The sequence below is a fragment of the Acetivibrio clariflavus DSM 19732 genome (genome assembly GCF_000237085.1).
In the GTDB taxonomy this organism is placed as follows: Bacteria; Bacillota; Clostridia; order Acetivibrionales; family Acetivibrionaceae; genus Acetivibrio; species Acetivibrio clariflavus.
Map to the genome: position 1 here is coordinate 3,787,012 of NC_016627.1, position 22,895 is coordinate 3,809,906.

The 22,895-nt window shown below is 36.6% G+C and carries 15 protein-coding genes; 1 reads left to right on the forward strand and 14 read right to left on the reverse strand.

Translation table 11 applies throughout. The annotated features are described in order from the left end of the window. Positions 1-52: 52 nt before the first annotated feature. From CLOCL_RS23340 to CLOCL_RS15880, 6 genes are all read right to left on the reverse strand, one after another. Entirely contained in the window at positions 53-1,534 is a 1,482-nt protein-coding gene (locus tag CLOCL_RS23340; protein ID WP_014256287.1) for a glycosyl hydrolase family 18 protein, read from the reverse strand. Between the two features lie 122 nt (positions 1,535-1,656). Further along, positions 1,657-4,011, reverse strand: coding sequence for an ATP-dependent DNA helicase (locus CLOCL_RS15865; protein WP_014256288.1), 2,355 nt, complete (start codon positions 4,009-4,011; stop codon positions 1,657-1,659). 187 nt (positions 4,012-4,198) lie between these two features. Next, positions 4,199-4,369: a DUF1540 domain-containing protein gene (locus tag CLOCL_RS21715; protein ID WP_014256289.1), complete on the reverse strand. Its 171-nt coding sequence runs from the start codon at positions 4,367-4,369 to the stop codon at positions 4,199-4,201. Between the two features lie 243 nt (positions 4,370-4,612). Further along, a complete protein-coding gene (locus tag CLOCL_RS15870; protein WP_041715786.1) occupies positions 4,613-6,745 on the reverse strand; it encodes a heavy metal translocating P-type ATPase in 2,133 nt (710 codons plus the stop codon). 37 nt (positions 6,746-6,782) lie between these two features. Continuing rightward, positions 6,783-7,142, reverse strand: coding sequence for an ArsR/SmtB family transcription factor (locus tag CLOCL_RS15875; RefSeq protein ID WP_014256291.1), 360 nt, complete (start codon positions 7,140-7,142; stop codon positions 6,783-6,785). 99 nt (positions 7,143-7,241) lie between these two features. Further along, on the reverse strand, positions 7,242-8,546 hold the full coding sequence (locus CLOCL_RS15880; protein ID WP_014256292.1) for a glycoside hydrolase family 1 protein: 1,305 nt from the start codon (positions 8,544-8,546) through the stop codon (positions 7,242-7,244). A gap of 324 nt (positions 8,547-8,870) precedes the next feature. Here CLOCL_RS15880 and CLOCL_RS15885 point away from each other — a divergent pair, with 324 nt between their 5' ends. Continuing rightward, entirely contained in the window at positions 8,871-10,421 is a 1,551-nt protein-coding gene (locus CLOCL_RS15885) for a bifunctional diguanylate cyclase/phosphohydrolase (protein WP_014256293.1), read from the forward strand. A gap of 198 nt (positions 10,422-10,619) precedes the next feature. Here CLOCL_RS15885 and CLOCL_RS15890 read toward each other — a convergent pair whose 3' ends face one another. The 8 genes from CLOCL_RS15890 to CLOCL_RS15925 form a co-directional block, all read right to left on the reverse strand. Beyond that, a complete protein-coding gene (locus CLOCL_RS15890) occupies positions 10,620-12,098 on the reverse strand; it encodes an L-fucose/L-arabinose isomerase family protein (protein WP_014256294.1) in 1,479 nt (492 codons plus the stop codon). A 445-nt stretch (positions 12,099-12,543) separates the two neighbouring features. Continuing rightward, positions 12,544-14,736 (reverse strand): family 10 glycosylhydrolase, encoded by a 2,193-nt coding sequence (locus CLOCL_RS15895; protein ID WP_014256295.1) that lies wholly within the window; start codon positions 14,734-14,736, stop codon positions 12,544-12,546. Positions 14,737-15,010: 274 nt separating this feature from the next. Next, the gene (locus CLOCL_RS15900; RefSeq protein ID WP_245532903.1) at positions 15,011-17,527 is read right to left on the reverse strand and encodes a stalk domain-containing protein; all 2,517 of its coding nucleotides are present in this window, start codon (positions 17,525-17,527) and stop codon (positions 15,011-15,013) included. A gap of 154 nt (positions 17,528-17,681) precedes the next feature. Beyond that, the gene (locus tag CLOCL_RS15905) at positions 17,682-18,185 is read right to left on the reverse strand and encodes a hypothetical protein (protein WP_014256297.1); all 504 of its coding nucleotides are present in this window, start codon (positions 18,183-18,185) and stop codon (positions 17,682-17,684) included. Positions 18,186-18,324: 139 nt separating this feature from the next. After that, positions 18,325-19,086, reverse strand: a complete 762-nt coding sequence (locus CLOCL_RS15910) for an EFR1 family ferrodoxin (RefSeq protein WP_014256298.1) — start codon at positions 19,084-19,086, stop codon at positions 18,325-18,327. Positions 19,087-19,131: 45 nt separating this feature from the next. After that, the gene (locus CLOCL_RS15915) at positions 19,132-19,494 is read right to left on the reverse strand and encodes a YccF domain-containing protein (protein WP_014256299.1); all 363 of its coding nucleotides are present in this window, start codon (positions 19,492-19,494) and stop codon (positions 19,132-19,134) included. A gap of 88 nt (positions 19,495-19,582) precedes the next feature. Further along, positions 19,583-19,999, reverse strand: a complete 417-nt coding sequence (locus CLOCL_RS15920; protein ID WP_014256300.1) for a secondary thiamine-phosphate synthase enzyme YjbQ — start codon at positions 19,997-19,999, stop codon at positions 19,583-19,585. A gap of 386 nt (positions 20,000-20,385) precedes the next feature. Then, a complete protein-coding gene (locus tag CLOCL_RS15925) occupies positions 20,386-22,629 on the reverse strand; it encodes a glycoside hydrolase family 9 protein (protein ID WP_014256301.1) in 2,244 nt (747 codons plus the stop codon). Positions 22,630-22,895: the final 266 nt, after the last annotated feature.

Here is a 22,895-nt window from a genome sequence, read left to right on the forward strand (position 1 = left end):
TTCCCTGATTTCAATTTATTACTAAAGCATCTCTCAAAAAAACGCAAAGATATTATTTTATACCGAGGATAAGGCATTTTAACAGCGCATAGTCAATGGAATCTACAGAATTGTCATTATTGAGGTCGGCAGTTTCCAAAATATTTGTAAAGGGAACATTCATTCCCAGAAGATATTTTTTTAAATAGGCAAAATCAATGGAATTTATTTCTCCATCCCCGTTTATATCGCCTTTCAATATCGTACTAGCCGGTGTAGGCGTACCGGCAGGCATAATTGTTGCTGTAGGTGTTTGAACAGAATCGCCGCCAATACCCAATTTATCGGCTATTATGCTCATAAGCGGGAAACCTTTGTCTTTATCGTCAAAGGCGACAGTCCAAACCATTATTCCCCCGCCATTGTTATCAATAACATAATCGCAGCGTTCAGCTAATGATCTTTCATCCTCATAAGTATACATTTCATGCAATGCTGCGCTATATAACCAAGGTACCCTGGCATAGTCATCCCAATACTTAACATATACATCGGTCATAGCTTCAAGCTCTTTCATTCTAAAATATGCGTTCTGCCCGTTTGACCCCAGTGTCCCCTGAAGATAGCCCAAACCGCTTACTCCCAGACCGTGTTTTTCAGAGGCAATCACATTACTCCAACCTCTGGAATAAAACGGCGTACCGATGACAATTTTATTTGCCGGAACACCATAGGTTTCTGTATAAAGTTTAAAAGCACCGTCAACGGAATAGTCGTCCTTTGCATATATAGGTGAATGGTGATTTGTTATACTATCCCATTCCCCATGCATATCATAGGTCATAACATTGATAAAATCAACATACTGTGCATAATTGTTCGGATCAGTATGAGATGTTGTATACTTGCTTGGAGATACCGCTATTGTAAGCAATTTATCAGGCATATTGTTGTCTATGTAAGCTTGGCGAATTTCTTTCAAAAGATTTGTAAAGTTTTGCCTGTCTTCCGGTCCACCCGGGCAACCGTCCCTTGTAACACCGGGATATTCCCAGTCAATATCCACTCCGTCAAAAAAAGTGTACGTCTTTAGAAAACTTATTATGCTGTTGATAAAAGCTGCCCTACCGGAAGTAGTCATAGCCATCTCATGAAATTTACCGCTTTCTGTCCATCCTCCTATGGATACAACAAGCTTTACATTAGGATACAAAGATTTATAATACTTATATTCACCAAAATGGCCTTTAAGTGAACCGGAGGAATGGGGGAAACTCTTTTCAAAGTCTGCATATCTATCCGTTGTTTCTATCTCATATTTGTCGTTTATCTTAAAAAATGCGTGGTTTACAATGGTTACTTTATCCCAGGGAATATCACCGACAGCGAAATAGTTATGGCTGTCCAAATATACTGCCCAATTGGGAAAATATACAATGGATTGCTTTACGATTTGACCTTTTACAGTGCTAAATTGCAGGAACATTAAAACCTCTAAGGCAATTGCTGAAATAATCAATAGTGAAAGAAACGCTTTTCCAATATTTCTTTTCATAACAATAACCTCTTAAATTTAAATATAGATATTTTTTAATTAATATTACAATTTAAGTATACCATAAATCGATATTGAACAGAAGCAGGCAAAAGAGCAACATATGAGACAGTTCTTAGTTTTCAAGTATCCCCTTTGTTCCAAAATTCATTGGCAAACTTAGTTATATCATCGGCTTTTATTACTCTCGTATAGGGAAACCACTCCCTTGGAAACAGCTTTAGGTAATTCCTGCTGGTAAACCTCTCATCGATAAGCAAAATAATTCCCCTGTCGGTCTCAGACCTTATAACCCTGCCTGCCGCCTGCATAACCTTGTTCATCCCGGGAAACATATAAGCATATTCAAATCCTGCATTGTTTCTATCATTAAAATACTCTCTTATAATATCCCTTTCCAGACAGACCTGCGGTAACCCGACTCCCACGATGACCGTTCCTATCAAACGGTCGTTTTTTAAATCTATACCTTCGGAAAAGATTCCCCCCATGACGCAAAAACCGATTGTGGTAACATCCGGCTGGGGAACAAAAAGGGCGAGAAAACCTTCCCGTTCTTCCTCTGTCATGGAAGCCGCTTGAACATGCACCTTTACATCGGGATGTTCACTGCCAAACAACTCATACACTGTATTCATATACTGATAAGACGGGAAAAACACCATGTAATTTCCGCATTTACACTTTATTAAATTCCATATAGACTCAACTATAGCTTTATAGCTCCTTTCCCTGTTTGCATACCTTGTAGAGATATAATCGGCCACCAAAAGCTTTCTGTTTTCAAGGTTAAAAGGAGATTCTATGCTCATTATATAGTCCTCTGCGCTTCCTCCCAAAATCCCCCTGTAATATTCCAGAGGAATAAGGGTTGCGGAAAAAAACACGCCGCTCTTTCCTTTTTTTAAAGCTTCATGCAAAAGGTAAGAAGGATCAAGACAAAACAGTTTAAGTTTTACATCGTTTTCCTGTATCTCAACATAAGTAACATATCTCTCATCATAGAGTTCACAAATCCTTATGAATGCCAGTGCATTAAAATATAGCTCCAGCAGTTCGTCTCCTGCCTTTATATTCTCATTTTTTGCAAAATACGCCTCACACTCACTTACAAACATTCTCAAAATGGAGTAAATCTCTTTATCGCCTTCTTTGCTCACATAAAAACCTTTTTCATTGCATAGCTTCTTTTTATTGAGCATAAAAGTATTTATCCTGTTAAGTGCTTTTGATATTTTAGGCGCAATTTCCTTCATTTCCTTTTTCATCTTAAGCACAGGCTTTTTATAAATTTCTGCCGAATACATTTCCCTTGCCCTGTCCACCAAATTGTGTGCCTCATCAATTAAAAAAATATAATCCCCTTTATCGGTAAAAAACCTTTTAAGATACACTCTCGGATCAAATACGTAGTTATAGTCACAAATAACTGCATCAGCCCAAAGGGTCAGATCCAAAGAAAATTCAAAAGGACAAACTTTATGTTTAGCAGCATATTTTTCAATGGTTTCTCTTTTTAATTCCTCTTCATGAGCCAATATATCCATAATGGCACTGTTAATTCTGTCAAAGTGCCCCTTTGCCACTTCACAGTCGGCAGGATTGCAACTGGACTTTTCCTTGATACAGATTTTTTCCTTTGCTGTAAGGGTAATTGCCCTAAACTTAAGTCCCTTTTTCCTCATTATTAAAAAAGCTTCCTCGGCCACACTTCTGGTAATAGTCTTTGCAGTAAGATAGAATATCTTTGAGGTATTGCCTTCGCCCATTGCTTTTATCGAAGGGAAAAGTGTCGAAATGGTCTTTCCTATGCCTGTTGGTGCCTGTACAAATATATTTTTGCCTGAAGTAATGGTCTTATAAACGGCAACAGCAAGTTCTCTCTGACCTTTTCTATACATGTCAAAAGGAAATGTCAATTTCCGTATGGACTCATCCCTTTCCAACTGCCAATCATATTCAAGCTTGGCCCAGCTATAATAATTTTGAGCCAGTTGGTCAAAAAAGTCCTTTAGCTGTTCAACACTGAAACTTTTATTCAAATATTTGATTTCTTCAGTATCCAAATGGCAATAAGTAAGCCTTATATTAACCTTTTCAATATTATTTTGCACAGCGTAAATATAGGCATAACACTTTGCCTGTGCCCAATGCATCTCATTATAGTTTTCATCTATTATCTCAAGGGGAGACATTGTGCTTTTTATCTCGTCAATTGTAACACCGTCACTGTCTTCAATAATTCCATCGGCACGGCCTTCAACAGTCAATACAAACTCCCGGTAATCAATACTGTATTTCAAAGGAACTTCCGGCCTATAACATTCCTTCTGCGCTTTCTGAATCTTTTTGTGGATTCTGGTTCCCTCAACAGCTCTATTAATTCTAAAAAAGCTGCTGTCGATATCACCTGCACGCAAAAGGAACTCCACCAGATTGCGTACAGATACTTTTATCTCTTTTTTCTCCGTATTCATAAGTATCCAGCCTTCTAACAATATTTTAAGGTAATCTTCGCAACTGACCATTTAAGAATTTTGAAATGACTTAAGTGACTGCATACTTATTATAACTTAAACAGAGCTTTTATTAAATATTTGCAGACTTCATAAAAATAAATAACCGGTAAAGGAATCCCTCTACCGGCAAATATCCCCAAAACACTTAAGCCTGAGGCTTAAAAGTTGCACAGTCTGTATCCTCTGATGTAAGGGCGTTTTTATGCTGAACTTCAATTTTGCTTGCAGAGCAATAGTCGCCTTTCATATAGTAATAGCAAGTATTTACCTCACATTTTACACCCTCGTTGGGATGATCCATTTTAGTTACATGCATAGCTTTTTTCCTCCTCAGTGCATTTATTTTGCTCAATAATATTTTTATTTAAAAAAGCTTTTTTGATACATGCACAAATTTCAATATCTGCTTAATCATGATAAAAAAACTTCCGCTAAAATCCTATATAGCAGAAAGCGGAAGTATCTTCTTTCTCAAGAATTATTAAACAAAATATTCGGTTTTAGGCCAAAATGTTCGGGCTTTTTTTGAAATAACCCAATGGGTAAAATGATTCAGATTTTATGATTTTTGCTCTTCAGCAACTTTTCCTTCATTCATGGCACGGGTTGAATTAAGTACTGCTAAAAGTGCTACTCCCACATCAGCAAATACAGCTTCCCACATGTTTGCAATTCCAAAAACACCCAGAGCCAGCACCAAAACTTTAACCGACAAGGCAAAAACAATATTTTGCCATACTATTGAACGGGTACGCCTTGCAATCTTAATTGCGTTTATAAGCTTTGAAGGCTCATCAGTCAGCAATACAATATCTGCTGCCTCTATTGCCGCATCCGATCCTAACGCACCCATTGCAATTCCCACATCTGCTCTTGCAATTACCGGTGCGTCATTTATTCCGTCTCCCACATATATAATATTACCCTTGGTCAACTTGTTTTCATACAGTTCTTCAAATCTCTCCACTTTCTGATCGGGAAGAAGTTCAGAATATACCGCATCCAAACCCAATTCCCTTGCTATCTTTGAACCTGTAGCACTATTGTCCCCTGTCAGCATGATGGTTCTTCTTACTCCCATTTTCTTTAGTTCTTTTATAGTGTCAGCCGAGTCATCTTTCAACTGATCCGATATCACAATATATCCGACACACTTACCGTCTAAAGCCACATATACTATAGTTCCTATCTCATCTGCCTCCGGCACCTTAATGTTCTCTCTTTTCAACAGCTTTGAATTTCCGACAAGTATTTCTTTACCTTCTGCAATTACCTTTATGCCATAGCCGGGTATTTCAATATGATCCTTAATCGAGCTTTTATCAATTTTACCTTTATACTCGTTTAAAATGGTTGCCGCAATAGGATGATTGGAAAAATTCTCTGCATAGGAAGCTATTTCCAGGATCTCATCCTTCGAAAAACCATCAAAAGCTATTATTTCATTGACGCTAAATACCCCTTTGGTTAAGGTACCGGTTTTGTCAAATACAACAGTATCAATACTGTTCAGTGCTTCTAAATAGTTGCCGCCCTTAACCAATATCCCCTTTTTTGATGCGCCTCCAATTCCTCCGAAGAATCCTAAAGGTATGGATATTACCAAAGCACAAGGACAAGACACTACCAAAAACACCAGAGCCCGGTTGATCCACTGTGCAATGCCAGTTCCCCTTGTAATTATCGGAGGAATAAATGCCAACAATAAAGCAATTAAAACAACTATCGGCGTATAGTACCTGGCAAATTTGGTGATAAAGTTTTCAGTAGCAGCCTTTTTGCTGCCGGCGTTCTGTACCAAATCCAGAATTCTTGAAACCGTAGACTGTTGAAACTCCTTTGTTACCTCAACGGTTATAAGTCCTATTTTATTCACAACTCCCGACAAAACTTCGTCTCCCGGTTCAACTTCAACAGGAAGGGATTCACCAGTTAAGGCTGAAGCATCAATAACCGATCTTCCTTCCACAACTCTGCCATCCAAAGGCACTTTCTCCCCGGGTTTAACAATGATATAATCACCAACTTTAACTTCTTCAGGAGAAACCTTTTTTATCTCTCCATTAACTTCTAAGTTGGCATAATCCGGCCGTAAATCAAACAAAGCCTTGATTGAATTTCTGGAGTGATTTACAGCCATATCCTGGAATATTTCTCCCACCTGATAAAACAGCATTACCGCAACCCCTTCAGCATATTCACCAATGGCAAAAGCTCCAAAGGTTGCAATACTCATTAAAAAGTTTTCGTCAAAGAAATGTTTCCCAAGAAGATTTTTATATGCCTTATAAATTACATCCACTCCAAAAATCAAGTAACTGGCAACAAACATCAAAAGTTCAATCCAATGCGGCAGTTCAAAAATCAGCGGAATTACAAACAAAGCTATTCCGGAACCGAATCTTGCCAATGTCTTTTTGTTAAAAAGCTCGTCAAAAACATTTATATTATCACTTTTATTCTCCGGTTCAACAACCTTTATATCAACTTCAATATTCTTAACAATTTTTGTAACAGCAATTGTTATATCAGCTAAAACATCTTTATTCTCAGCTTCAATGTTCAGCTTGCTTGAAACAAAATCCACCGAAGCGTTCTTAACGCCTTTTATTTTTTTAACTTCCTGTTCAATTTTTGATGCGCAATTTGCACAGTCAAGTCCTTCTAATATCAATTCTTTAGCATTTTCCATAGTAACCCCTTCTTCAATTCCAATATCTTCAAAATTCTCATTCATTTATATGGGCTAAAGCCTGATTAAATATATGCCTTATATGCTCATCATCTAATGAGTAATATACAATTTTACCCTCCCTCCTGTATTTTACAAGCCTCGCCTGCTTTAATACCCTAAGCTGATGCGAAATAGCAGACTGTGTCATATTTAAGAGGTTTGCTATATCGCATACACACATTTCAGATTCAAATAAAGCACAAATTATTTTTATTCTTGTAGTATCTCCAAACACCTTAAATAGCTCGGCAACATCATAAAGATTTTCCTCTGCAGGCATATTGGCTCTTACACTATCTACAATATCCTGGTGAATTATGTTACAATTGCAATTGTATGCATCTTTATTATTCATTGCCATTCTCCTTAAACTTTAAAGTATACATATGAACATATATTCATATGTTTTTATTAATTATATACCCAATCTTTCTGCTGGTCAATACAAAACTTTCTAATTTATTTCCAAAACTTGTTGTAACATTTCCTCTGTCAGTTTTTTTTCTTTGCAAATCAAGCTGTAGAGTTTGCCGGAAGGCCGTATCGTTCTTTTCTGGTCTTTGAAATTACAGTGATATAGACCAAAATATGCACTTTCTCCCTCCAGCCATTCAAAATTATCCATAAGTGTCCAATGATAATATCTTTGAATATCAATTCCTTCAGCTATCGCCTTTGCCACATATGCCAAGTGATCGGCAATAAAACCGGGGCGTTTTGTATCGTTTTTGTCGCTTATTCCATTTTCGGTTATATATATTGGCAATTTATATCGTTCATAATACTTTTTGCATACCATATATATACCTTCAGGGTATATGTCCCAACCAAGATCATTTTTTTCCAGTCTGTTATCGCATCTTAAATTATGAAAAAGATTAGACGGATTAAGTTCAAACTCAACTATATTTCTTGTATAATAGTTTATCCCTATAAAATCTACATAAGTACCCTTTCGACACTTATAACCTTTTTTTGATAACGGAAATTTAAACCTTCCTCTTACCATTCCTTCCAAATACAGTTCATGGAATAAGTAGTCCACCAATTTGGCTATCATTTTCCCGGTAGCAGAAATACCGCAAAAAACGCGTATGTGCATGGCAAACCCGACTTTGGTTTTACCCTTGAACCCCATTGAATTTCTGACCCTGTGAATAATTTCATAGGCTTTTATATGCGTATTAATCAGCTCTGTGTATACCTTAAAGCTTCTTATAAGGCTTCTTTTTCCGGGAGGCCAAAGTCCAAAAATATATCCGAATTTTGTATAGACATTGGGCTCATTGAAAGTTACCCAATCGCTTACAATGTCTCCAAGCTTTTCAACAACATATTGTGTATATTCTAAAAAACACCTGGAATTTTCTTCTTTTGTCCATCCTCCCAACTCATCAAACCAAAGGGGTTCTGAAAAATGATGGAGGGTAACAAATGGAACTATCCCGTTTTTTATAAGCAACTCAATCTCGTATCTGTAATGTTCAATAGCTTCATTGGAGAACACTCCAGGTTTCGGTTCAATTCTGCTCCATTCAAGACTCATTCTGTGAGTATTTACATTCAATTCTTTCAAAAGCTCCGTATCCTCTTCAACCCTATTCCAGTGATCACATGCAGTAATACAATGTGATCCGTCTTTGATACGCCCTTCTTCGCACCATTTATACCAAGTATTGTTTTTATCTCCGCCTTCAATCTGTACACTGGCAGTTGCAGTCCCCATTAAGAAGTTTTCAGGAAGAACAAACCTTTTCAATACCATCATCTCCTTGACTTGATGCTTATTTTATAGATATTCAATTCAAGGAGTTTGTGTACCAGAAAGCTTGCTGCCAATCTCGTCACAGGCATGTCAATTCATCAAATCACAGAAAGGACAATTAAAATCATTGGCATTTGTTATTATAAAATATAGATTAATATTAAAGATTTTATCAAACATTATTTTACAAAATATTGGGTAAATTTAAAAACTATGCTATAATATAGAATATCTTTTTTATAAATAGGTGAATAAAAACATACACTTTGGTTTACCAAGTTTTTGACAAAAAATATTAACTGCTAGGAGAAAAAGACAATGAATGTGAAAAATGGACTTTTTACATCTTTAAAAAATAAACTTAAATCTATAAGGAAAACATATTTTAAAAATCCATTAAATGTTTTTGAGTTTTTATTTTTCGAGATTTTATATATTTCAATATCCTTATTGATTATGCGCCCAACCCAAAGCGAAAGCTTTAAACAGATAGTGGGGCAATTTCATATATTTGTTGCAATTTATCTTGCCTACCGTTTTCGTTTTTTTGCTCTATCCATCGGATTATTTATTAATTTTATTGAAATATCCTTTCTGATATTTGCATATACAATATCCCCCATGTTCAGCATATTTGCAGGATTAACATCTAAAATGCTCACTGTTGTCTGCACAATAACAGTTTCAATATTTGCAAATTTTCAGGAAATCCAAAAACAAAAATTACACGAACAGAAATGTAAGCTGGAACTGCTTTCTGTAACCGATGACCTTACAGGTTCTTACAACCATAGGTTTTTTAATGAAATCTTAGACAAAGAAATCGAAAAGTCCAAAACGGATAACAGGCCTGTTGCTTTAGTAATGATAGACATAGATAATTTTAAGATGTGCAATGATGTAAACGGCCATGATTACGGTGATTGCATATTGAAGGGAACAGCTTCAATACTAAAAGAGGCTGCCGGAAGCAACAATTTCGTTTGCAGGTATGGCGGTGACGAATTTGCGGTTATTCTCCCAGGTTTCAATTTGCAATCTGCAAGCCAAATAGCTCACAAAATGCGCAATCTATTTGAAAAGAATAAATGTAATTATTTTAAAAATCATTCTTTCAGCAATATAACCCTGTCCATGGGCCTTTCGGTATATCCTGAATTGGCTGCTACCAAAGACGATCTCATTAACCAAGCCGATATGGCCCTTTATCACTCGAAAAATCTTGGTAAAGATAAAATTCATTTTTATCAAGATGTTCTGGAAAAACTAAAAAAACACATAAGCTCAGACCATCAGCATATGATCGGCGTATTTAAAGCTTTGCTAAGCACTATATCGGCCAAGGACGAATATACCAGAGGTCATTGCGAACGGGTTGCCCATTATTCGGTCATGATCGGTAAAGCTCTCAATTTGAGCATAAAAGATATTAGTATGCTTCAATATGCAGGATTGCTTCATGATATCGGAAAAGTTGAAGTACCGAAACTTATCTTAAGTAAAACAGGAAAGCTAAACGATTCAGAACTTGACATTATAAGGCAGCATCCGGTTTACAGTGCAAATATTCTTGAACCGCTCAGCATGAACCAGCTTATTGATTACGTTTTACATCATCACGAAAGATATGACGGTTTTGGATATCCCCACCGCCTTGCAGGTGAATCCATAAGCTTAGGCGCAAGAATTCTATGTGTAGCCGACTCCTTTGACGCAATGCTGTCGGAGCGGCCTTACAGTGCGAGTATGACCATTGATGAAGCCTTTATGGAACTCGAAAAAAATTCCGGAACTCAATTCGACCCGGAGATCGTAAAAATTTTTATCAAAGTCATGAAAGAAAGTGATGAATATAAGAAAGTTGTATAATGAATGCACTAAAAGCAAAAGTTAAATTTCAGAAATCACTTTATAATTTTAAACATAATAAATTTTAGACATAGAAAAACTTCCGCCTTAATTTTGCTCCGGCAAAAAAAGCGGAAGTTTTTTGTTATACCTAAATATGTTTAGAATTGTTATTCAAAGCCTATTTTTTCAAAGCTACTAAGTTTATGTTGCTTAAAATCAACCAAAGGGATTCTCTGTCTTATACAGCATGCCTTTCGGCTGGTTAAATCCAATATAATTTACACCCAAATATTTAAACACCTCAAACAGAGCCTTACCGAAGTGTCCGAAAGCAACTGCACCATGATGAGGGAAACCGCCTTCAATCAATACATGACGATAGAATCTGGCCATTTCCGGTATAGCAAATACACCTATACCACCAAAAGACTTGGTTGCCACTGGAAGCACTTCACCTTCTGCAATATATGCACGAAGCTCTGTGTCTGCTGTAGACTGCAATCTGAAGAATGTAATATCACCAGGGATAATATCTCCTTCAAGAGTACCATTGGTAACTTCTTCCGGAAGACTTCTTGCCATAATCTTCTGATTCTTCATAGTATATGATGTCAGTTTCCTGGAACATGTATTTCCGCAATGGAAGCCCATGAAAGTTTCCCTATGGGTATAATTGAATTTACCTTCTATTGCTTCCTTATACATATCTTCAGGTACAGTATTGTTAATATCAAGTAATGTAACAGCATCGTTGGATACAGCGATACCGATAAACTCACTTAATGCACCGTAAATATCAACTTCACAGGATACGGGAATACCGCGGCCTGTCAAGCGGCTGTTCACATAACAAGGAACAAATCCGAACTGGGTCTGGAACGCAGGCCAGCATTTGCCGGCAATGGCTACATATTTTCTATATCCCTTGTGAGCTTCTATCCAGTCTAAGAGAGTTAATTCATACTGTGCTAACTTTTCAAGAACTTCAGGCTTTTTATTGCCTTCTCCGAGTTCTGCAGCCATATCCTTTACAACTTCAGGAATTCTTGGGTCATTTGCATGCTTGTTAAAAGCTTCAAAAAGGTCAAGCTCAGAGTTCTCTTCAATCTCTATACCAAGATCATACAAAGGCTTTATAGGTGCGTTACAAGCTAAAAAGTTTAATGGTCTTGGACCAAAACTGATGATCTTCAAATCCGATAAAGCAATCAATGCTCTTGCAATAGGTACAAACTCATTTATCATATCGGCACATTCCTCAGCAGTACCCACAGGGTATTCCGGGATATATGCCTTTACATGACGAAGTTTTAAATTATAACTTGCATTCAGCATACCGCAGTAAGCATCACCGCGTCCGTCAGACAAATCGTTCTGGCTTTCTTCAGCAGCTGCAATAAACATTTTAGGCCCTTCAAAGTGTTTTGCCAGTAATGTTTCAGAAATTTCCGGACCAAAGTTACCAAGATAAACACACAAAGCATTACAGCCAGCTTTCTTTATATCTTCAAGGGCTTGAACCATATGTATTTCACTTTCCACAATACATATAGGACATTCGTAGATATCCCCTTCACCATACTTCTTTCTGTAAGCTTCTACAACAGCTTTCCTTCTGTTTACCGACAACGCTTCGGGGAAGCAGTCACGGCTAACTGCGACAAGACCGATTTTTACCTTAGGCATGTTTTCCATTTCAATTTTCCTCCTTCATTTGACCTTTTTTTATTATCGTCTAACTTGACAGATAAGGTTATAAGGAAATTTCCTGTCATAGTTGAGCTTATTTGTATTTAGCTCAAAACTTAACTTGTGACAGGTAATATTGCCTTAATATATTATTCGTTGTACTCCATCCGTCTTTACCTTACAAACGCTATAAGCTCGGTAAAAGGTAATAGTAAGTGGACTACGACTATTATACATTATACATTATACCATCACATATATGTTGCTACAATAATTGTCAAACAAATAACTTGCCTATAACTTACTATCTCTCACCTTACATATGCTAACCTATTTAGCTGTCTATGCGCATTTATCCCCTTTAAGACAAAATTTGCAGAAAAGACCGAAAAATAATTTTCAGTCTTTTCTATATAATAATATAATCCAACAAAGCTAAATCTACTTCATATTACTGCTGAAATACTTTATCCAAAACGTTTTGCAGTATCACTGCAATTTCAGCCCTTGTGGCATATTGCTTAGGATTGAATTTTCCATCATATCCCTGCACAATTCCCAATTTTGTCAGAAATGCTACTGCATCTTTGGCATAGTCACTGATTTGATTTCTGTCACTGTACCTTGCAAGATAATCAATGCCATCCTTATCATAGGTTATGCCTTTAGCTTCCAATGCTTTAAGCATAATAACCATTATATCCTGCCTTGTTATGTTTCCTTCAGGGTTAAAAAATTCACCTGTTCCTTTTACAATTTCAAGTTTCTTTGCAATTCCCACCGAATTGTAATAATAAGCATCTTGTTTTACATCACTGAAATTGTCTGTAAAATCAGCTTCAAATCCCAAAGCTTTTACCGTCATAATGGTAAAATCCGCTCTTTTGGTATTGGCACCAGGATTGAAGATGCCGTCTCCGACTCCCTTTACCACACCTTTCTCATACAGTAAATCAATAGCATCTATAGCCCAAGAGTGTTTCAGCCCCACATCCTTAAAGTATTGGGAATGCTTCGTGGAAATTGTAAGGCCGTTGCTCTCATTGTGCAACCGATCCAGAGCAGTAACGATATAATACACTTTTTCAGTATCATACAATCCTGTATCTGTAAACTCCTGTACACCATCTGCATATTTTCTTACAGTGGCAATTAGATTTTTTGCACTTGCATCGGAAGTAATATCGGCATTTTCATCTATATTAAAGCGGTAAACTGCATAATATGCAGTGTCAGGGTCATTATCTGTCCAGGTCAGCCTTATTTTGCCATTTACAGCCTCCAATTTTCCGTTTGACGGAGTATCCGGGGCTGAGCCGCCTTTCCAGCTCATTACCGGAACAAGGGCTTTAGTACTTCTCAAATTCTTCATGGCATTTACAACCGGCTGCTTTTTTGCATCGTTTAAGTTTGCAAACCTAAACATTATATCTCCCATTATCTCCGGCTTGGTAGTATTAAACTTAAGCTGCCTTGTAATTTCGGGAACACCGTTATTTGCGGTAAAATAAGTGTCGGTACTGTCATTTACTTTGTACAGTGCTATACCTATATACAGATGAACATTTTTACCCCGACATACATCGGACCACCATGTTGCCAGTTCGCCATAGGCTGCTCTCGAATATCCAAAGGAAAAGTAAATCTGGGGCGCAATATAGTCAATAATTTCATCCATAACCCATTTTCTTGTGTCAGCAAAGCAGTTGTTGTAATTGGTGGAACTTGCCTGGGTATTTGAGCCATTTGCAAGACCATCCTTCTTGTTTCCCCATACTCCTGCAGGGCTTACACCAAACTTTACCCATGGTTTGGTCTTCTTTATTTCCTGTGAAAGTTCACTTATCAACAGGTAAGTGTTATTTCTTCTAAAGTCCCCGATATTTGTAAATTGTCCGTTGTTATATTTTCTGTAGGTATCTTCGTCCTTAAGTTCTCCTACCGTTTTTTCATAGTAAAAATAATCGTCAAAGTGAACACCATCCACATCATAATTGTTAACTACTTCCATGACACGGCTTATTACCCACTTTCTTGCCTCCGGAATTCCCGGATCTACTACAAACCTGTCCATGGCGCTCTTTATCCACTCAGGATGCTCTTTATAAACACTTTTATTTATATTTAGCGATGCTTTGGTGGAATCTTTCATATCCATCGACACCCTGTAAGGATTAAACCAGGCATGAAGTTCCAAATTTCTCTTATGGGCTTCTTCAATGGCAAAAGCAAGCGGGTCAAATCCTGGATCTTTACCAAAAGTCCCCGTCAAATACCTGGACCAGGGAACTATATTCGACTTGTAAAATGCATCAGCCTCCGGACTAACCTGAAAAAATACAGCATTCATATTCATCTCGACTACTTTGTCCAGAATAGCAATAAGTTCTTCTTTACTTTTTTGTATTCTTTCTTCATCGTTTGCTATCTTCTTCACATCTGCAGAAGGCCAGTCAAGATTCAATACCGTGCTGATCCAAGTTCCCCTAAGCTGCCGCTTTACCACCGGGGTTTCATTGGGAATAAAGTTGGAATAGGCATCCCAGGCATTAGCGGCAAAAATATTGACCGGCAATACATTAATAGATAACATCGCAGCAATAAAAGCTGCAATAAACATTGTTCCTCTCTTTTTATTAAACATTTTAACCCCCCGAATTTTCCCTTAATTAATTTTAAGAAAATTATAGCTTAAAGATTTGATAAGTTATTTTGCCAATACAGTAAGTATATTATTTTTTTGCTCTGCAAAATAGTATTTTTATTTTATCATTTTTACACTACAACATAAAGAAACATATTTTGCAAATCACTGTTTAAGTGAACAGAAACTCAGAAAAAAAGCTCCTATATTCTATATAAGAGCTTTCATTATTTTTATGCTTTTTAAGCAATTTCTAACATATATCAATAATTTATTAATCAACTCCATATAATTCACTCATAAATATGTTATTGTCTGCAGTGATATTTTTGAAATATATATCTTCTTTATATTTTTGCAAGTATCCGGCCATATTGTCCCTTATAATGGTATCCTTAACTATCAGCTTCGGTTCAACATTACTTAAATTAAAAATATGTTCGTCTAAAAATATTTCATTGTCACTTATCTCACAGGAATTAAACAGTACATTTTTGCTGTCTGAAATATTTATCAAATCATACACTCCTGTGTTTCTGAACTTTGAATTATTGAAAACAACATCCTTTGATTCTTTTACAGTCATTAAGTGGTATGTACACTCCTCAATTATCGAATTGTCAAAAGTAAAGTTCTCAACATTTGAAAGCGAAATCCCCTCTGTGCCGCAGCCATACAAGATTGAATTATTTATATACACATTACTGCAGCGTTCAAAGGAAAATACTCCTCCTCTGCATTCACCTTTTTCAGGGCCGTGTCCGGCATTTACACCTTCAATAACTATATTTCTGGAATCTTCAAAATTCAATACATAAGAATAAGTCGGGCTAGCCATTAAATTGGCAAGTTTACTGGATTCCGATCTTATTATAAGATTCTCAACATTGCTTATTACCAATTCCGGTCCACCATTAACCATTCTATAATAAACCTTTTCATTGTCTATATCTTCATTTAAAGCTGATGTAATATCATATACCGCTAATGTAATATCATACACTGCTTCAGATTTTAATATTATTTCACGGTTTGATCCTATGGCATTTATAAATTCCCATGCGTCATTTGCAACAACCACTTTCATATTGCTGCGGTCAATAAATTTCTTACCTTGATTGTAGTCATACTTTGTCAATAGTTCATCAGTAAGTTTATCCAGTTCTTTTACTGTAGCATCATCAAATTTATTTTCAAAAGCTTTGGCCTTGGCAACTATTTCGGTCACTACCAAAGGATCTTTGTTAAAGGCAGTTACTGTTGGTTTTTTTCTTGAAATTGTGGTACCGTCACCAATTTGCCCATTAGTATTTCTACCGAATGCCCAAAGGGAACCGTCATCTTTAAAGGCCAGTAAATGTCCTCCTCCTGCTGCTATTTCCCTGACTCCATTTAATTCTTCTATAATTGTGGGAACTAAATGGTCGTCTATGTCCAATTCACTATCCAAATAGCCCCATACAAACATGCTTCCGTCATCTTTTAACAGAGCCGAGTATCCGCCTTGAGCTGCAATAGCAATTATTCCCTTTAGTTCTTCAATTTTTACCGGCAGCGATGTATCGGTATTTTTCTTTACCTGGCCTCTGTATACAGGCATCTCCTCAAAATTACCCCATATCCACACAGTTCCGTCATTCTTTAAGGCAAGTAAATGGCTTTGTCCTGCTGCTATATCAATTATATTATTTAAATCTTTTAATTTTTTCGGATAACTGTTTTCATTATTTCCCCAAGTCCAAACATTACCTTCTTTGTCAAGGGCAGCTGAAAAATTATATCCTACCGCTACATCCTCTATTTGGGTCAATTTATCAATCATAACAGGAGTAAGTTCAGCTTTCTTAGTTCCGGTTCCCAATTGTCCATAATCGTTATTTCCCCATGCCCATACCTTTCCGTCGGTATTTACGGCCAAACAGTGTCCTCCAAAGGATGCTGCAATACGTTTGATTTTAGTTAAGTTCTTAACTTTTACCGGAGTCTCTCTGTCTATTTGGGTTCCATCGCCGATATTTCCATCTTCGTTTTTACCCCATGCCCAAACTGTACCGTCTATTTTCAATGCCAGTGTATATTTATTTCCGGCAGATATATCTATTATTCTTTCCAAACCTTCTACCCTTTCAGGTATCAACTTATTGCCGCTAAGAGTTTCACCCCATTCCCACACTGTTCCGTCTCTCTTTATTGCCACACTATGGGAGTATCCTCCGGATACATGAACAGTTGCATAATCCTGACCGAACATATATACCAAATCATCAATTAATTTTTTATCAGCATCTTTATCAAAAACAGTATCCTTATCACTAATAATTATAACGTTTCTGTCGTAAAAAATATTTTTATTCAAAACATCTTCCACAAGCCTCCTGAGAGGAAGATAAGTCCTTCCTTCAATAATTTCGGGAGGTACATCCAGCTCTACCGGATTATCGTTTAATGCCATAATTTTCTTTCCAGGCCTTAAAATAGCAGTATTTTCACCTAATCTGATAGTTACGATAGATTTAGCACTATCCCAGTCAACATCAGCTTTTAAACTCTCCGATACAAATCTTACAGGAACTAATGTCCTGCCTTCTTTAATAATCGGAACAATTTTTCTGTTATCGGGATCTATTTTTGTCTTTACTGTATTTACATAAGCATCCGAACTTCCTATGTAAAGTATTACCGTTTCACTAAGTTTTGACTGTTCCTCCTCGGTTATAGCGTTGACGCTTGAATTAAAAGCAAATAGATTGATAATTGCCGCCAATATCACTAACCCTGAAAGAAACTTCATTTTTTTCACCTTCAGACTCCCCCCCACTTTATAAGGTAATATACTGCTTACTTATTTATTTTACCTTATCGTTCTTTAATTGTCTAAATACAATTTTGTTAAATTTTTTAGGTTCAAAATTCATATATGTCGAACGGGAAATTCTTTATGTCACTTACCACTGTCCGATGCAGAGAATCCTTTCAATTATTGCCACAGCAACAGTTGTAACAATATTAGCCCCCAAAATAGAAATTACCAACATTTTTTTACTTTCGGTGTGCTTTCTTAACATCCAAAAAACTATGGGCAACTCAACAATAATGGTTAAAATTAGATATCCTGTCAATACAATATAATACGGTCCTTTATTAAAAGCTGCAGATATCCTGAAACCGCTTGTCGGAATAAAACGATAAGCCCTTTCAACATATGGTGCAAGGTACGAAAATAAATTGGCAAGAGATATAACGTAGAATACCCTCTTAAAATTTTTAACCTTTCCAATTGTAAAAACCGCCGCTATCTCAACAATCAAGGTGAATATGATAACATAAGGAAGTATCTTCATTGGACTCATGGTAATCCAGTGCCAAGATGAATTCGCATATACAGTAACCGGCATACTCAATATAAAAATTCCTATTAATATTTTTGATAATATGCTATTCCTATCCATACACCAAACTCCTTCCCATTTTTATATAATACTATCATATTCACCATCCAAATTAAACTAATTTCATTTATAATAGACAGGTTTTCAAAATACTTCCGAAGTTTGGCTCATAGATTTGGTCATAAAAATCGTTCGACTTCTATCTCAATATCAATTTATATTGATCAACTTCCTTGTTTTTGTAAAGGAAAGCATTTGCCGGGCATTTGTGCACACACCTCTGGCATGAAACACATTTATCAAAAAAGGCAATCTTGTCACTGTTTACTTCAATATTTCTTACCGGACATCCCTTCTGGCATAATCCGCATCGTGTACATTTTTCCATATCAACAGTAAGTGCTCTTTTTGCCCATTTTTTTGACCATATCATAAACAGTTTGAAAATCGGTTTTCCCCATATTTCCCTTCCCTTTGCTGAAATAAGCTGAGGTTCGTTTTTTAAGAATTTATCTACAATCACTTTTATCCGTTCCCTTGCTCTCTTTACAGCATCCTTAACCTGCTCATCGGTAAACTTTTTAAACAAAACCAAATAGTAGTTATTGGGCATTACAATGCAATCTTCAACAACAACTTCAAACCCTGCTTTCTTTAAATTTTTAGCAAAAACAGCAGGCCCGCATGCAATTTTATTTGCTTGAGTTGAATAAACAATGCACTTTCTGCCTTTCCCTTTTGATATATGCTTCTTAACCCATTCGGTATAAAAATCCGGAAACATTTCAGCATAAATAGGTGCCCCAAAAACATAAAAGTCATACTTATCTTCAAATCCGGTATTTTTAGTAATCTCGTAAAGGTCACATGAAATAGTTCTATATTCAAATTCATCCTTTATTACCTTTGCAACAAATTCAGTGTTCCCCGTACCGGAAAAATAAACTATGCATCCCTTCACATCAATTAACCTCCATAAATCGCATTACATCATTGTATAATATCACTAATAAATTTTTGCCCCAAAGGGCATAAGCCCAAGCTTTGCAAGTTTGAAATGCTGAATACCAAAGGGTATTCCTATAATTGTAACACAACAAATCAAACCAAATATTAAATGTGATAACGCAAGTTCCAAGCCAAAAATAATTAACCATATAATATTTAGAATAAGTCCTCCTACTCCAAATTTGCCGATTTTGACTTCTTTGCCGAAAGGCCACATCACTAAACCGGCTATTTTCATGCACTGAATCCCCATTGGTATGCCTATAATTGTCAAACAAAGAAGCAAACCGGCAACAAACCATTCAATAGCTGCAATAAAACCGCCAAACAGAAACCATATAATATTGCCCAAAAATTTCATTGCATCCCCCCTTCAAGACCCACAAAAAACCCCGTCACTTATGTAAGTTAATTACATACCTTGTTTTGCACGCTATCATCTTATAATTTTATTCGCCAATTATCTTAACTAATACACGTTTTTGACGTTTTCCGTCAAACTCTCCATAAAATATCTGTTCCCATGTTCCAAAGTCAAGTTTTCCGTTAGTAATAGCAGCAACGACTTCACGTCCCATAATCTGACGTTTAAGATGGGCATCGGCATTGTCTTCATAGCCATTGTGCTTATATTGGCTATAGGGTTTTTCAGGTGCCAGCTTTTCCAACCAGTTTTCGAAATCCTGGTGCAATCCCGGTTCATCGTCATTTACAAAAACACTGGCAGTAATATTCATTGCATTTACCAAAACCAATCCCTCTTTTACACCGCTTTCATCTATACATGCCTGAACCTGCGGAGTAATATTAATATATCCTCTCCTTGCAGGCAGATTAAAATACAGTTCTTTGCGATAAGATTTCATTTTGTATCCCTCCTCAAAATAGTATTATTTCCAAATTAAAATCGCAGATTAATTCAATACTTTATTTTCAGTCTCAAACTTCTATATTTATTATATTGAATTATACTTTAAATAAATAGAAAATACTATTGGATTTTTACACTATAAAAAGCAAATTAAACAGCATAACTTATTTTGCTAAATTATATTTTCCTTCCCTGGCTATTTCAAATTCCATTCAAATAGGAATTTCTCAATTATAGGTAAAGACTCTAGTACAACTTAGAAACAATAAAAAACTAAGGTCTTTGGCAAAAGCAAAAACCTTAGTTTACATCAAATTTATACTTTAAACTTCAACTATCCAATATAAAATAATCAATGCGAAATTATAAATAATATTATATTTACGGCAATCTATACGGTAATTCTTTTATCTGCCCCAATAAATACATTTTCAACAATGCATAATCAATTGAATTTACATCTCCATCGAGATTTAAATCGGCTGCTGCCATATCTACGTCTGTACGTATAATCCCCAGCAATACACCTTTTAACAAGGCATAGTCTACAGAATTGACCTCTTTATTACCATCTAAATCCCCATATACAATATTCGGGTTGGTGGGAGTTGGAGTTGGAGTCGGCTTAGTAGACGGTGCTGGTGTTACGCCTCCCGGTTCTTCACCAAAAATAAGAACACCGTTATCATATACAGGTATATATGGTGTTAAACCTGCAAAGGATGTAGCATCATAATCCGGATCCCTTCTCAAATTTTGATAGGACCAGTCATTTTCATTGGAACCAATTTTCTCATCTTTATATTTTATTGTTACAGTTGCATCCTTTTCACACATTTCCCATTCGGTAGGCATAATCCTTGTTCCGGTAAAATCTAAAGTGAAATAGTATATATTATCCTTGTAATGCTGTAAGCCGATAAGTTTTGCTCCCTGATGTTCTCCAAGAGTAATGGATACGTCATCCAATCCCTTTCCTGCTTCAAACAGTTCTGTAAGGTCCATAAAGTAACGAACAGATAGCTTATCCTTCATTGTTGGCGGATGTGCCGAACGGTTATTAACCTGGAACATTAAGTTCATCGAACCGTATCCTTCATAAATTATCCAGGCACGGCAGAAGTATTCAGGGAAATTATCTTCTTTTGCTCTAAAATCTTCAGGCTTTGGCCAGTCTTTAAGAGGCTCTCCTCCATACATATCATACATTTTTGCCAAACTGCCTACAAAACCTGCATTGTAGTCAATAGCCACCTCATTCAACCTGTAATCGGTAATGTCATCAACCCAGCCGTCATCGGAATTAGGACCTCCAACCAATGCACCATAGAGAATATTGCGATGGAAACCGGGTACATCAAGCATACTTGTCCATGAACCGTGAGAAGTTCTGTGATGAGGATGTTCCGGTGCATTTTCTCCAAATCCTACTACGTAACTTCCTTTACGAGGATTATCACCCAAGGCGTAGTTTATCTGTCTTTCTGCAAATTCGCGATATGCCTCCTTCTTTGAAGCTGTACCGACTGTTTTGTCGTCAGCCCAAACAAAGGCCAAAAAGGCTGCTGTTGTAGCATAACGCAATGAGCCCCAGGGAGAAAGCCATGCCAATCCTCCCGGTGTATATGTAATTCCGCCTCCCGGCAACCAATAATCAAGATTTTTCTCAACCATTGCAACATAGGCATCATCATGAGTAACCTGGGCAATTTTCAAAGCCGCACCATAGCTTACATCGTCCCAACAATGGGTATGGCCTCCTCCTAATGCTGTTGGCGGCAAACAGGATTTTGCCTTGTCAAGATAAGTGGAATCATTGGTTTTTATATACAACCAAATTGCACCCCATGCAAGGTCATCCAAATAGCTGCCAGATGGATATAACACGTCAAGAGGGTTTCTTCCTCTATATTTATCCCCAAAGGCAAAAATTTCTTTTGCATGTTTTAAGCATTCTTGCGCATATTGAGGATCAGTTTCTTCAAATATAATTGATGCAATGGCTAAAGCCGCAGCAGTCATACCTGCCACATCGGACCCCGGAGTTGAAGGGTTAAGCACAAAGGATTTCCTGTCTGTCATATAATCAAGCATCTCGTGGGCAACCCAGCAACCGTGGTCGGATTCGTTATATCCGCACATATAGTACAAGACTTCCGGTTCTGGATGTGCTTTTATCAGAAAATCAGTACCCCACTTAATTTCATCAAGAATGACATCCAATTGTCCTGCTTTTTTAAATGCATCACGGTACTCATATACATCCCAGCCCAACTGCGCCGCAGCATAGGATATAGTATGAGTAAATTTAATTCCATCTCCGGCATCCGCCCAGCCTCCTGTAAGGTCAAGCCCTACATCTTGTCCATCAGTCATTGCTGCATCTGCACGGTAAGGTAAGATATAATCATCCGGCAGGTCACCAAGGCGGTTTGCCTTGTAGAAAAGAAGTGCTTTCTGCAGTGCTTCGCCGTAATTATAATAGGAACCGCCTGCTCGCGGCGAAGAAGCTGCCTGAATTTTCTGTTCGGGAACCAACAAAGATGACATCATGGAAGCAATAAGCACCACTGCAGTGACTTTTGAAAGTTTCCTAAAGATAGCTTTTGCTTTTATTTTCTTCATAACTTCCTCCCCTTTATTAATGCTTTATATTTAATAATTCATTGTGTTCTATAAATGAACAGCCTATGAATTTATTTATCATAAATTTGTTAAATCGTGAAAATAATTTACAGGGTAAGTTAATTTTCACGATAATAAATCAAAAAAACTTCCAAAATTCATCTTTTCCAGTAGACACAAAATTACCATATAAATTAAAATATATACTTAATTTAATTATATAATGATAATCCGAATCTGTACAGAATTTAAAAGAAATCTGAACC